Annotated in this window: 10 protein-coding genes; 4 read left to right on the top strand and 6 right to left on the bottom strand. The window is 42.4% G+C overall.

Annotated elements, in window-relative coordinates; genetic code table 11:
* Positions 1-53: 53 nt before the first annotated feature.
* Complete coding sequence (locus C6N34_RS08315; protein WP_057177944.1) at positions 54-1,079, bottom strand: ABC transporter permease; 1,026 nt, start codon at positions 1,077-1,079, stop codon at positions 54-56.
* Between the two features lie 26 nt (positions 1,080-1,105).
* A complete protein-coding gene (locus tag C6N34_RS08310) occupies positions 1,106-2,743 on the bottom strand; it encodes an ABC transporter substrate-binding protein (protein ID WP_057177945.1) in 1,638 nt (545 codons plus the stop codon).
* Between the two features lie 419 nt (positions 2,744-3,162).
* Here C6N34_RS08310 and psbB point away from each other — a divergent pair, with 419 nt between their 5' ends.
* From psbB to coaBC, 3 genes are all read left to right on the top strand, one after another.
* Positions 3,163-4,692 (top strand): photosystem II chlorophyll-binding protein CP47, encoded by a 1,530-nt coding sequence (gene psbB / locus C6N34_RS08305; RefSeq protein WP_057177946.1) that lies wholly within the window; start codon positions 3,163-3,165, stop codon positions 4,690-4,692.
* A gap of 155 nt (positions 4,693-4,847) precedes the next feature.
* Positions 4,848-4,955: a photosystem II reaction center protein T gene (locus C6N34_RS08300; RefSeq protein ID WP_006276052.1), complete on the top strand. Its 108-nt coding sequence runs from the start codon at positions 4,848-4,850 to the stop codon at positions 4,953-4,955.
* A gap of 86 nt (positions 4,956-5,041) precedes the next feature.
* Positions 5,042-6,247 (top strand): bifunctional phosphopantothenoylcysteine decarboxylase/phosphopantothenate--cysteine ligase CoaBC, encoded by a 1,206-nt coding sequence (coaBC, locus tag C6N34_RS08295; RefSeq protein WP_115539311.1) that lies wholly within the window; start codon positions 5,042-5,044, stop codon positions 6,245-6,247.
* On the opposite strand, the gene pheA is transcribed toward coaBC, so the two are convergent.
* A complete protein-coding gene (pheA, locus tag C6N34_RS08290) occupies positions 6,230-7,102 on the bottom strand; it encodes a prephenate dehydratase (RefSeq protein WP_180981982.1) in 873 nt (290 codons plus the stop codon). The two genes, coaBC and pheA, sit on opposite strands and share 18 nt — an antisense overlap.
* Before the next feature lie 87 nt (positions 7,103-7,189).
* Here pheA and C6N34_RS08285 point away from each other — a divergent pair, with 87 nt between their 5' ends.
* Positions 7,190-7,780 (top strand): DUF1997 domain-containing protein, encoded by a 591-nt coding sequence (locus C6N34_RS08285; protein ID WP_115539310.1) that lies wholly within the window; start codon positions 7,190-7,192, stop codon positions 7,778-7,780.
* Here the strand turns inward: C6N34_RS08285 and C6N34_RS08280 are convergent.
* From C6N34_RS08280 to C6N34_RS08270, 3 genes are all read right to left on the bottom strand, one after another.
* Complete coding sequence (locus C6N34_RS08280) at positions 7,764-8,405, bottom strand: ribonuclease HII (RefSeq protein WP_006276048.1); 642 nt, start codon at positions 8,403-8,405, stop codon at positions 7,764-7,766. The two genes, C6N34_RS08285 and C6N34_RS08280, sit on opposite strands and share 17 nt — an antisense overlap.
* Positions 8,406-8,454: 49 nt before the next feature.
* Positions 8,455-10,551 carry an Rne/Rng family ribonuclease gene (locus C6N34_RS08275; protein ID WP_115539309.1) on the bottom strand — a complete coding sequence of 699 codons (2,097 nt, stop codon included), beginning with the start codon at positions 10,549-10,551 and terminating at the stop codon, positions 8,455-8,457.
* A 312-nt stretch (positions 10,552-10,863) separates the two neighbouring features.
* Positions 10,864-13,470: a TIGR03960 family B12-binding radical SAM protein gene (locus C6N34_RS08270; protein ID WP_057177950.1), complete on the bottom strand. Its 2,607-nt coding sequence runs from the start codon at positions 13,468-13,470 to the stop codon at positions 10,864-10,866.
* Positions 13,471-13,533: the final 63 nt, after the last annotated feature.

Raw genomic sequence — 13,533 nt, 5'->3', positions numbered from 1 at the left:
ATCTAAGATTTAGGTGGTTCCATTCAAATCAGGAGAACTAAACAAGCCTACACCTAATATCTAATTCTTGGATCTATATAAGCATTGAGAATATCAATCACAATACTAGCACTAACAACAATTCCCCCGAAAAATACTAACACTCCCTGCACGGTGGTATAATCCCTGTCAGCAATTGCTTGATATAGTCTATTGGCCAACCCAGGCCAAGAAAAAGTCACCTCGGTTAAAATTGCTCCTCCCAATAGGGAAGCAAATGTTAACCCTAAAACTGTAATTACTGGTATGAGGGCATTTTTTAAAGCGTGGGATACTAAAATCTTGTTTTCTGGTATTCCTCTAGCTCGAGCTGCTTCCACATAGTCAGCTTTTAGAGTTTCTTTTAAGTTGACTCTAACTATTCGCTCAAAAATACCACTTAATAAAATTCCTAGGGTTAAACTGGGTAGAGCTAAATGATGCAAGGCCAGGAAAAAATAATTCAAGTTACCACTCAATAAACTATCAATGGTATATAAACCAGTAATGGTTGTGGGGGGACTAATATTGGGAGGAAAACGATTAGAATTAGGGAACCATTGTAACTGGACAGAGAAGACTAATTGTAATAACATCCCCGCCCAGAACATGGGGAGTGCATAGGTGATAATGCCAAATAATCTCCCCCCCAAATCCAAGGGAGTTCCTGGACGGGATGCAGAAAGGGTTCCTACTAAAATCCCCACAATGAGCGCTACTAACATGCTACAAACTGCTAGTTCCATCGTTGCAGGAAAATGTTGACTGATGATTTGCCAGACGTTTTGACCCCGACTAGTTAGGGAACTACCCAGGTCAAAACGTAGGATGTTCCCCAGGTAGTTGATATACTGTAGCCAAATGGGTAGGTCTAATCCTAATTGTTTTCTCAGTTCTTCTTTGGCACTTTCTGGAGCCCTACCTCCTAAAATTGCATCTGCTGGATCTCCCGGTGTTGCTCTTAGTAAAAGAAAAACAATGGTGACAATGGTTAATAATTGCAGCGGTGCAAATAATAACCGAGAAGCTATGTAATACTGTAGGGCTTTAGACCGAGACATAGGGCAATAATTAGGGTTGTTGGTTTTTATTTTTTGATGTTTTTGTAAATCAGATTCTGAGTGGGATCAAGTTGGACGTTGTTCACACCTTTTTGGGCAAAAACATAATCTTTATTTTGCCATAGGGGAATATAAGGAACATCTTCTAAAACCAGGTTCTGAATCTGATTAAATATTTTCTTTCTGGCTTCTGGATTCTGCTCTTGACGCTGTTGATCAATCAATTTATTCATGGTTTGGCTATAATAAAAAGCTCCTTGGGTTTGACTACCACCTTTTTCACAACCTTTGCTTTCTGAACCTTGCTCACATGCCAAAAATGGTTGGACATAGTTATCGGGATCTAAAAAGTCCGGATACCAATCTAATAGGGCTATGGGATAGGAACCTTTAGAAATTTCTTTGAAGAATGTTGCTCCTTCTACAGTTTTAATTTCTAGTTGTAATATTCCACCCATTTTGGTGTCAGCTAGGGATTTTAAGGTTTGTGCCACTAAACTGCGGGTAGGTGAACTGGAAGGATACCAAACTTGAATTTTGGCTGGCTTTTCTACAGAGAATCCCGCAGCAGTTAACAGGTTTTTGGCTCGGTCAAATTCTCCATCACCATATTTGTTTTTAAATAATGGTTGGGAAACATTAAATGTTGTCGGAATCATGCTATAAAGCGGATCCGCTTGACCATATAACACCCTGTCGTTCAATAGGGAACGATTGACTAATGAAGCGATCGCCTTTCGTACTTCTGGTTGATCTAGGGGTTGTTGATTTCTATTGAGTACCATATAACTAACTACACTACCTTGAGCAGTTATTGCTTGCCAATTTCCTGTTTTTGCTCCCTCTTCTAAACTGCGAATTTGATCTGGTTGTAATGACAAATAAGCAACGTCAAACGCCCCTGTTTTAAAGGCATTAAACAGGTTGACGGGACTAGATTGAATTTGTACGTTAATCCCCTTATTTGCCGGTTTTTCTCCCCAATATTGGTCAAAAACATCAAATTTTAACGAATCCGCCCCATATTCTTGGAGTTTATATGGACCAGTTCCCACAAATATATTAGGTTGGAATTTACCCGCCCCAATTTGATAGGATTTAGGTGATACCGGACACACCCCCGAAAAGGCTAATAAAGCAGGAAAAGCGGCAAAAGGTTTTTTTAACCTAATTGTTAATTCATGTTCCTTAGTTGCTTTTACTGAGTCTATAGTATCAGAAAGTAAAAACGAGGGTTTACCCTTATTTTCTATAAACCGCTGAATACTGAATTCCATAGCTTTAGCGTTAAAGGGAGTACCATCGTGAAAAACCACATCTTTACGCAAAGGTATGGTATATGTTAACCCATCCGCACTAACTTTAGGTAAAGAAGTAGCCAGTTGTGGTTGAATTTCCGTGCTACCTGGATTATACGTATACAGGCGATCGCTCATATTAAAAATTAAACCCAGGGATGCTAACTCATAAGCATCAGCGGGGTCAAGAGTTCTTGGTTTGGCAGTAGTGCCTATGGTAATGCGAGCATCAGCGGAAAGATTCTGGGGAGGGGTATTGGAATGCTGAGTGGGACTACAGCTAATGGTCAGTAAGAAGCACAAAGAGAATAGGGATAGAAATTTAACTGGTTTCCCTAACCAGCGGAAAAACTTAGTTATGGCCATTGTTGTTTTAAACTTAGCGATAATTTGGCGAACTTACCAAACTTGACCTCCTTCTCCTGGAATAATAACAAAGACATTTGGATCAACAATCACATTTTCAGGTTATACTTACTAAAAAATTCTCATTTTTGCTCGGAGCTGAAATAAGAGAGTTCTTAAAAGTGATGAGCTGGAAGACTTAACTTATGACGGCAAATCGGCGATAATAAACCTAGCCACACGGCTATTGAGTAAATGCGAGGTTTCAACCCGTATGCACTCACCAATTAGAATCCCCATTTTTCTAAAGCGGGGAAATATCAATCAAGACTGGCAATAACAAAAACTCACCGGAGACCTGTGGATGGTAGATTATCACCTGAGCAGTCTCAGTAAGAAAATTGCTTTGTAAACTAACTTTTTAAGGAGGGGCGTAGTCAATGGGACTACCTTGGTACCGAGTACATACAGTGGTGCTGAACGATCCAGGCCGACTGATTTCCGTACACTTAATGCACACAGCCTTAGTTGCTGGCTGGGCTGGTTCAATGGCACTCTATGAATTAGCTGTTTACGATCCTAGTGATCCTGTTCTCAACCCGATGTGGCGACAAGGGATGTTCGTATTACCCTTCATGGCACGTTTGGGTGTAACCGAATCCTGGGGCGGTTGGAGCGTAACAGGTGGTACAGCAGTAGATCCTGGCTTCTGGTCATTTGAAGGCGTAGCTGCTGCTCATATAGTTCTCTCCGGTCTATTATTCCTAGCTGCTGTTTGGCACTGGGTTTATTGGGATTTGGAACTGTTTAGAGATCCCCGCACTGGCGAATCTGCTTTAGATTTGCCAAAAATGTTTGGCATTCATTTGTTCTTATCCGGTTTACTTTGTTTTGGATTTGGTGCTTTCCATCTCACTGGTCTATTTGGTCCAGGAATGTGGGTTTCTGATGCTTATGGTTTAACTGGCAGTATTCAACCAGTAGCACCTGAATGGGGACCAGCAGGCTTTAACCCCTTTAACCCTGGTGGTGTTGTGGCTCACCATATTGCTGCAGGGGTGGTAGGTATTATTGCCGGACTATTCCACCTATCGGTTAGACCACCGGAAAGGCTCTACAAAGCTCTACGGATGGGTAATATCGAAACCGTACTTTCCAGCAGTATTGCAGCAGTGTTCTTTGCCGCTTTCGTAGTAGCAGGAACAATGTGGTATGGAAATGCAACTACACCCATTGAACTGTTTGGACCTACCCGCTACCAGTGGGATCAAGGATACTTCCGACAAGAGATTCAACGTCGTGTGCAATCCAGTGTAGCTGGTGGTGCGACTTTAACAGAAGCATGGTCACAAATCCCTGAAAAGTTAGCTTTTTACGACTATGTGGGTAATAGTCCGGCTAAAGGTGGATTATTCCGCACAGGTCCTATGGTTAAGGGTGATGGCATTGCCCAATCTTGGCAAGGTCATGCAGTATTCACAGATTCGGAAGGAAGGGAACTGACTGTTCGTCGTCTACCTAACTTCTTTGAAACCTTCCCTGTGATTTTGACCGATAAGGATGGGGTTGTCCGCGCTGACATTCCTTTCCGTCGGGCGGAATCCAGATACAGCTTTGAGCAAACGGGTGTAACTGTTAGCTTCTACGGTGGTAATTTGAATGGTCAAACATTCACAGACCCTGCTGATGTGAAGAAATATGCTCGGAAAGCTCAAGGTGGGGAAATTTTTGAATTCGACCGTGAAACCTTGGGATCTGATGGTGTGTTCCGCACCTCTCCTAGAGGTTGGTTTACCTTCGGTCACGCTGTATTTGCTCTCTTATTCTTCTTTGGTCACATCTGGCATGGTGCTAGAACTATCTACCGCGATGTATTCGCAGGTGTGGAAGCGGATCTAGAAGAACAAGTAGAGTGGGGTCTATTCCAAAAATTGGGTGATAAGACCACTCGTGTTCGCAAGGAAGCTTAATTAGGTGTAAGGTAAAAAGTATGGGTCTAAAGTATGGGTCTTCAGACTTCCTACTTTTTGCCACCGGGCCTGTTTAATGTCAATTGGTGACCAAACCTCCCGGTTTTCACTGTGTTTGATAAAATCAAAATACTACCCTGATAGGAAATCCTAACATGGAAAGCGTTGCATACATTTTAATTTTGGCTTTAGCAATAGGTGTTCTATTCTTTGCGATCGCCTTTCGTGAACCTCCTCGCTTTGAAAGAAAACCCAAAGAGTAATACTTAGGGTTGAACCGCTCAAAAATCACTCAAAACTACCCAGATCTAGATCTTGGGTAGTTTTGATTTTCATTTGTACCAATTTCATGTCAACTAGCAATTCGGAAAGAAAAAAGGTCATTGTTGCTGTGGGAGGTGGTATCGCAGCTTATAAGGTTTGTCAGTTAATTTCCACCCTGTTCCAATCACAAGTGGAACTAAGAGTTATCCTCACTAATTCAGCTCAAAAATTCATTACTCCCCTAACTGTTTCTACCCTGTCTCGCCATCAGGCTTATACTGATGATGACTTTTGGCAACCAATCTACTCCCGTCCGCTCCATATAGAATTGGGAGAGTGGGCCGATCTTATGGTTATTGCTCCTTTAACAGCCAATACTATAGCTAAATTGGCTTATGGCATAGCTGATAACTTATTAACAAATACGGTTTTAGCTTCTACCTGTCCCATACTTTTAGCACCTGCTATGAATACCGATATGTGGGAACAGATCACAGTGCAAAGGAATTGGCAACAAATATTGACAAATCCTCGGTTTTATGCTATGCAAACCGCTCAGGGACTATTAGCGTGCGATCGCACGGGGGCGGGGAGAATGGCGGAACCGGAGGAAATAGAGGTTTGGGTGAAATCTTTATTACATACTCAAGGGAAAAGAGATTTAAGGGGAAAACAAGTTTTGATTAGTGGGGGAGGAACTAGGGAATATTTAGATCCGGTGCGGTTTATTGGCAATCCAGCAACAGGTAAAATGGGATTAGCTCTTGCACAAGCAGCACTACACAGGGGAGCGGAGGTAACACTAGTCCATTGTCCTTCCAGTTGGAGTGTTCCCCTGGGGGTAAAGGGTATACGGGTGATTAGTGCAGCACAAATGCAAGAAGTGATGTTAGAATATTTTCCCATTGCCAATATAATTATTATGTCCGCAGCAGTTGCGGATGTAAAACCGAGGGATTATAGTGCAGAAAAAATCCCTAAGTCCTCTTTACCTGAAAGTATACCTTTAGCACCAGTATCAGATATAATAGCCCACCTGGGCAAAATCAAACAACCCCATCAATTACTAATTGGTTTTGCAGCACAAACTGGGGATATTGTCACCCCTGCGCAAGAGAAATTACAAAGGAAGAATTTAGATGTTATCGTGGCCAACCCCATTGATAAATCTGACAGTGGTTTTGGCTCTGATAATAATCAAGCAGTGTTTTTAAAAACAAAAGGAGAGCGGTTAGATATTTCCTCCTGTTCTAAGTTGCAACTGGCCCATTATTTATTTGATTTTATCTGAATCAACTGTTAAGACTGTATAACTACCAAATATTTTTAATATTTCAACATTAATACTTATATTTTTTAGAGCAGTAGTCATTAACGATGAGAAAACACTGGCTTCTATATCGAGAAAAAACAGGTATTCCCCCAAAGAGCGTTTGGTAGGACGAGATTCAATTCGGCTCAAATTAATTCCTAAATCCGCAAATACTTGTAATACTTTAACTAATGCACCGGGAATATTGGCCGGGACACTAAATGCTAAGGATGTGTGGGTTGATGAACTTGAAGAACTTCCCCCCCCACTTTCTGGTGCTACCACCCAAAATCTCGTACAGTTGTCAGGATAGTCATTAATTCTGTCACTCAATATGGGTAAATCATACATTTGAGCTGCTTTCTCCGAGGAAATAGCTGCTGTTGTTGGTGATTTACCCAGCTTTTCCAAAGCTTGAGTGGTGGAACTAGTTGCACTTAAATTTGCTTGGGGGAGAAATTTCCCTAACCACCCTTGACATTGTGCTAATGCTTGAGGATGGGAATAAACTATTTCAATATCTTCTAATTTGGTAGCACAGGAAATTAAACAATGGTTAATTGGCAGCACTAAAGCTTGTTTAATCTGTAAATTTTCCAACTGCCATAAATTATCCATAGTCATACTTACACTTCCCTCAATGGAATTTTCCACGGGAACCACTGCCAAATTAACTTCTTGAACTGTTACAGCCTGTAGTGCTTTAGCTATAGTTGGACATGGACGTAGAATGACTTCTCCCTTAAATTCTTGATTTCCCTTAATCCAGTTTAAATAAAACGAAGCTGCTTGTTCCGAATAAGTGCCCGGTGGTCCTAAATACCCAATGTTCATTTCTTCGCTTGATGTGATGATATCCACCTATCCTCCCCTACCAAAAAACGTTACAATTGTGAATATTTGTAAATATCGCCTTAATCTATGGCTACTAAGTTCACTGCTTCCCAATCGGTTACAATTGCTGTTCCTAAACAGTCCATCCCCATTCAGCACTACTTACGTCAGCCCCATCGCTTAGTCAATACTATGGTTGATAACAGTAGAGTTCAACATATCTCCGAAGAAGTGTTTCGTCTTAAAATGCGTCCTTTAACTTTCATGTCATTAAATATCCAACCTATAGTAGATATGAGAGTTTGGGCGGATGCCAACGGAACCATATATCTATGTTCACAAGGATGTGAAATCCGGGGTTTTGAATATGTTAACCAGCGGTTTGCTCTGAATTTAAAGGGGTATCTCTCCCCTCACCATGATGCTGATCATACCCGATTAGAAGGTAAAGCGGATCTAGAAGTTTTGGTGGATATTCCTTACCCCTTTTCCCTAACTCCCAAGGCGATTTTGGAAACCTCTGGTAATGGTCTGCTCAAGAGTGTTCTACTCACAATTAAACAACGAATATCCCACCATCTTCTTGCTGATTACCGTTCCTGGGTAAGTTCACAAATGGAAATCAATCAGACAACTAATGATAACACCGATATCTCTATCCTCAAAGTTGACTTTTAAAGTTGATATCTCCCCTCACCTGACAGGGACTAAAACTCCGTCGATGCAGGGGAGACGGCCCATACTTTTGTAAAGCTAATAAGTGTTTCCTACTCCCATACCCCTTATTACGGTGTAAATCATACATATCATACTTCTTGCCTAATCGCACCACTAAATCATCCCGCCACACTTTAGCCATAATACTGGCAGCTGCTATGTTGAGCGATCGCCTGTCACCCTGTATAATAGTTTGCTGCTCTATTAGTAAATCACGAATAAATTGATTACCATCCACAAGACAAAGAGAGGGCTGGGACTTGAGTTTGAGGACAGCCCGTTTCATTGCCAACAGAGTAGCTTGCAAAATATTTAACCTATCAATTTCCGCAGTGGTAGCATAACCGATTTTCCATTCCACAGCTAATTGGGCGACTTGCTGTGCTAGGTAATGTCTACGAGAAACAGATAGCTGCTTACTATCCTTAATTTTAGATTCAACCAGTATTGATAAAGCGGAGTTTGGCAAGATAACTGCAGCAGCGACTACGGGCCCAAATAAAGCTCCGCGCCCCACCTCATCCACACCAGCAATCCACCCTTCCTGGTTCCAGTGGTCAGACAATTCCTGCCAATTTGATTCCATAAAAACCAGAATCTAGGATAAACAAGGAGTTTGAAAATGAACAGGGGATTTACTCTTGAGCGGAGGGACGACGACGACGACGACGGGTAGGAGAATAGTTAGATTCTTCGTCCTCTGATAGAGGTTCAAAACCTATATTGCCCAATAATTCCTCCGTGGGGGACTCAATTGCCATTTGGGGGCGAGAAAATTCCTCTAAAGGGATTTTTGATGTAGGAAGTTTGACCTTAGGAAATTCCAATTTAGGCTTTTCCTCAAGCATAGAATCCATATTAAACTCACCTGCATCAGATGTAATTTCCCCTGGTTGCATAATATTATAAATTACTGACTTGGGAGTTTTTGCCTCCGTCTCTAATTTAACACCGGGAGAAATTCCCATCAAGGCAAACATATCCTGTTCCTGGTTCGTCATTTCCACCTCAACGATTCGGGGTGGCTCTATCACTGGTTTAATTGGTTCTATTTTGACTTTAGTTCTCTCTGGTCTTTCAGTCCATCCCACCCTACCAAAGCTTGGTGCGTTGGGAGATTCTTTTACCAACAGACTTTCTGATAGCAGGGAGGGTATGTCGACCATGGGAGTGATTTCTGTGTCAGCTTCCAAATCCATCTCGCCACCAAATCCAGAAACCTCTGGTCTGCTTTCCTCTTTGAGGTTAGCACCACCAATGCGACTGCGACGGGTGCGAGTACGACGTTTGTGATCTCCCAACTCTTGATAGCTGGGATGGTTGACTAGATTACCAACTTCAGAATCGGTGTCAAACGCTTCACCAAAGCTATCAAATATCTCCCGATTTTCTCTAATTTCTGGGGCACGCACTACTGGGGTTCTAATTTCCCTAGGTTGGGCTGGGGTAAACTTTTCTGGCGCTTCCGCAGCGGGTATGGGCATGCGGTTTTCTACCTCCCCTGGTAGATGGACGATGTGTCCTAAACCACCACAAGTGGGACAGCTTTCACCAAACAGTTCATAAATATTTTGACCTTGACGTTTACGCGTCAGTTCTACTAGACCTAATTCTGTTAGTTGGGCAATTTGAGGACGAGCTTTATCTGCTTTCAGGGTCTTATTAAAGTGCTCTAAAACTTGCAGTTGGTCGCGTCTTGATTCCATGTCGATGAAATCTACTACAATTACGCCAGCAATATTTCTCAGTCTCAGTTGACGCGCTATTTCCGTTGCTGCTTCGCAGTTTGTCCACAGCACGGTTTCTCTAGCTGTTGCAGAGCGGGTAAAAGAACCCGAGTTCACATCAATTACTGTTAGTGCTTCCGTCGGTTCAATGATAATGTAACCCCCAGAGGGCAAATCTACCCTAGGACGTAATGCTTCTCTAATAGCAGCATTAATGCGAAAATATTCTAAAATCGGTGACCTGTCACGATGATGATCCAGTAGTACACCCTGGGGTGTCTGTCCTCCACTCCAATTTTGTAAATATTGTTTAACTCTTCTTAACCCTGTACTGGAATCCACTACAATACGGTTTACGTCCGCACCATACATATCCCGCAGTACCCTCTGAATGAAGTCGTCATCTCGATTTAATAAAGATGGCGCTCTCGTGGATGCTGCTTCCTGCTGAATGACTTCCCATTGCTTTTGTAGCAATTCTAAGTCTTCAATTATAGCTTCCTCTGGTTTACCTTCTGCCTCTGTTCGCACTAATATGCCCATACCAGCAGGTTTGATGAGTATAGCTAGAGCGCGAAGACGGTTCCGTTCACTTTCGCTCTTAATCCGTCTGGATAGGTTTACACCCTTTCCATAGGGCATGAGAACTACATAACGTCCCGGCATAGTAATATTACCGGTTAGTCTGGGACCTTTTGTTCCTGTAGGTTCCTTCATTACTTGTACTAACACTTTCTGTTGTGGTGTCAGTAACTCCGTAATTGCTGCGGAACTACGTTTAATCTTTAATGGACCTAGATCGGTCACATGGATAAATCCGTTACGTTCTGGATCACCGATATTCACAAAAGCTGCGTCTATACCCGGTAATACATTCTCCACAACCCCTAAATAGATATCACCAATCTGGTGATGACCAGTTGCTACAACTAGTTCTTGTATTTGATCTTCGGAAAATACGGCAGCAATTTGATGCTGTTCTGCGATAATAATTTGTTTTGGCATTCAAGTTCCTCAAAAATTGGCAGCACCAATGGGGATTAGGAGGAGCTTATTTTATACCTCTAGCCCCTACTGGTAGCCCTAGGACTGCTACTGGTAATAAAAATTTCCTCACGGACACGGCTTCACAAACCAGGAAGCCCATGGCCTTTTGTAATTGCGTTGCACACGCTTGATCATTGCTAAGAGTTTGGAGACCTTGGGTCTACCAATCTAGGAGCATTCTATCAAAAAGTCCTGCTCAACAAACTGGGTTTTCCACCCTATTTTCTGTTGACACTCTCTGACTTAATAAATTCACTGATGTAACTGGACCTAATTTGCGGTTCCCAAAACTATCCGATTGCGGTGGATATGCAAAAGTTGAAATTTTACACTGGTTACCATCTCCAGCATAAACAATATTTGCTCAGGACGCAAGATCACACCATCATGACGACAGCTACCCAAATAACGCACTATGGCTTCAGATTCCACTGATGAGTTTTCTAATTTGACTAGACTTAACTCAAACAGGCGATCGCGCAGATTTATGATTTGCTGCTTCCCGGACTTTGTCCGATGTTCTGACAAAATCTCTCTTCTAGCTAGTATGGATTCTATCCAATTTTGCCATATTTGTGCGTCAATCAGTTCTGAAGTAGAAATGGTGAGCAGGTATTCAGCTGCTACCATAGATTGATTAGCAGCAGGTGATGACAAGTCTATTTCTTGGACTTGATATAGGGGGATATTGGAGGGAAGTTGGCGTACCAATTGGTGACGAAAGTCTTCTAAATTCATGGATTGGGTTAATTCCAGGTCCAAAATTTCCCCACTGCTGGTGCTACCCAAAGACAAAGCACTTGCTAGAGCAATGCGGGGGTGGGGATGAAATCCTCCAGTAAAAGCAATTGGTAAACCCGCTCTTCTAATTACCCTATCAAATAACCGCATCAAATCCAAGTGACCGACCAAAGCCATATCATCTTGTTTACCGAACCACACTCTTAACCTTTGCACCCTGGTGGTATTAGGAACAAAATCGCCTGCGAACTCTGGTATGGGGTGGGGTTCAATTACCACATTGTGACCGAAATCTGTGCTACAGACACCGCAATGGGAACAACCCTCAAAAGAACAATCGGGAACGATCGCCGCAGCTAAAGCCCGTTTAAGATCTTCCTGTAACCACCTTTTATCAATCCCGGTATCTATATGATCCCATGGTAAAGCTGCTTCCAGCAGGGAATCGAAGTTAATGAGATTGTCATCTCCCATTTCCATTACATTCCATTCACCATTTTCTACCTGGCGGTATTTCCAGTTTAGTCCTGCTTGAGAGATAGCTTCTCCCCAAGCTCGAAAAGCAGTTTCCACGCTGTCATACCAGGAGTCCATTCCTGCACCCAATTCCCATGCTCGTTTGAGAACCTTCCCTAAAGTCCGATCTCCCCTACCAATAAAGTCTTCCATTGCAGAAAGACGAACATCGGTAAAATTTACCTTTACATTCCTGGTTCGGCGAAATTCTTGTTTGAGTAGGTTTTGCTTGCGGACAAATTCTGATGTGGAAACAGAATGCCACTGAAAAGGTGTGTGAGGTTTAGGGGTAAAATTAGAGACTGTCAGGTTAAAGTTGATAGACCTTCTATCCTGAGCGCGACATTCTCGTTGTAACCATCTGACGGTTTCTGCTATGGCCAGGATATCCGCATCCGTTTCCCCTGGCAGTCCAATCATAAAGTACAACTTAATTTTATCCCAACCTTTTTCCCAAGCTGTTTTTATGCCCCGCAATAACTCTTCGTTGGTCAGACCTTTGTTAATAATATCGCGCATCCGTTGACTACCCGCCTCCGGTGCGAAGGTCAAGCTCCCTTGTCTTGTCCCTCCTAATATGTTAGCAATATTTTCATCGAATCTATCCACTCTTTGGGAAGGTAAAGACAGGGTAATATTTTCATTCTTTAGACGGTTTTTGATTTCCATCCCCACTGCAGGTAGAGATAAATAATCGGAACAACTTAAAGATAATAGTGAGAACTCATTATAGCCTGTTTTGTGCATTCCATCAACTATGGCTTCTACCACTTTTTCTGGCTCCACATCCCTGGCTGGCCTTGTCAACATCCCTGGTTGACAAAATCTACAACCACGGGTACAACCTCTTCTAATTTCTATTGTTAACCGATCATGCACTGTTTCCATATATGGCACTAGACCTATAGAGTAAGCAGGTATGGGCACTGCTACTCTTCTAATAATTCTTTGCGGTACATCCGGTCGCAAAGCTCTTATTTGACCATTTGTCATTTCGTAAAACTGTGGCACATACACACCTGGAATTTGTGCTAAATCCCACAGCAATTCTTCTCGACTTAGACCCCCTGCTTTACCCTCTTCTATCACCAGTCCAATTTCTGGTAGTAGTTCCTCTCCATCACCCAGTGCGATAAAATCAAAAAAGTCAGTGTAAGGTTCGGGGTTTGACGTTGCTGTTTGTCCACCAGCAAAGATTAAGGGGTATTCCCCTCCCCTTTGTTCCCGCATGAGCGGTATTCCCGCTAAATCTAACATTTCCAGGATATTTGTCGCCCCCAGTTCATAGCTGAGGCTAAATCCGATAATATCGAAGTCTTTTAACTGGCGTTTTGACTCTACTGCAAACAGGGGTGTTTGGGTTTGACGCAATTTTGCACCTAGATCGGGCGCGGGGAGGTAAGATCGGTCACACAGTTGATTCCGCTGGGCATTGAGGATGTTATATAGGATAACGTGTCCTAGGTTGGAAGCTCCTACCTCATACACTTCTGGGTAGCTTAAAACCCATCTCACTCTAGCCTGTTCCCAGGGTTTATGTGTTGCTAAGTACTCATTCCCTAAGTAGCGTGCTGGTTTTAAAATGTCCGGTGTTATTAGTTCTTTTACTGAAACAGTCACTTTACGATTTATTATTTTGGAGTTAATTAGTAGCTATTGTCCATCATCTTAACAAAGGGAACT

The sequence above is a fragment of the Cylindrospermopsis raciborskii Cr2010 genome, from assembly GCF_003367075.2.
Taxonomy (GTDB): domain Bacteria; phylum Cyanobacteriota; class Cyanobacteriia; order Cyanobacteriales; family Nostocaceae; genus Raphidiopsis; species Raphidiopsis raciborskii.
Note: the sequence above shows the minus strand (reverse complement) of the source record. Positions and strands in the feature narration are given on the sequence as shown.

What these genes read in the sequence shown, in the direction of transcription:
- C6N34_RS08310 (WP_057177945.1), bottom strand. Translation starts at nt 2,743, where the DNA reads ATGGCCATAACTAAGTTTTTCCGCTGGTTAGGGAAACCAGTTAAATTT.
- C6N34_RS08280 (WP_006276048.1), bottom strand. Translation starts at nt 8,405, where the DNA reads ATGGAATCAAATTGGCAGGAATTGTCTGACCACTGGAACCAGGAAGGG.
- C6N34_RS08275 (WP_115539309.1), bottom strand. Translation starts at nt 10,551, where the DNA reads ATGCCAAAACAAATTATTATCGCAGAACAGCATCAAATTGCTGCCGTA.
- coaBC (WP_115539311.1), top strand. Translation starts at nt 5,042, where the DNA reads ATGTCAACTAGCAATTCGGAAAGAAAAAAGGTCATTGTTGCTGTGGGA.
- psbB (WP_057177946.1), top strand. Translation starts at nt 3,163, where the DNA reads ATGGGACTACCTTGGTACCGAGTACATACAGTGGTGCTGAACGATCCA.
- C6N34_RS08315 (WP_057177944.1), bottom strand. Translation starts at nt 1,079, where the DNA reads ATGTCTCGGTCTAAAGCCCTACAGTATTACATAGCTTCTCGGTTATTA.
- C6N34_RS08285 (WP_115539310.1), top strand. Translation starts at nt 7,190, where the DNA reads ATGGCTACTAAGTTCACTGCTTCCCAATCGGTTACAATTGCTGTTCCT.
- C6N34_RS08300 (WP_006276052.1), top strand. Translation starts at nt 4,848, where the DNA reads ATGGAAAGCGTTGCATACATTTTAATTTTGGCTTTAGCAATAGGTGTT.
- pheA (WP_180981982.1), bottom strand. Translation starts at nt 7,102, where the DNA reads ATGAACATTGGGTATTTAGGACCACCGGGCACTTATTCGGAACAAGCA.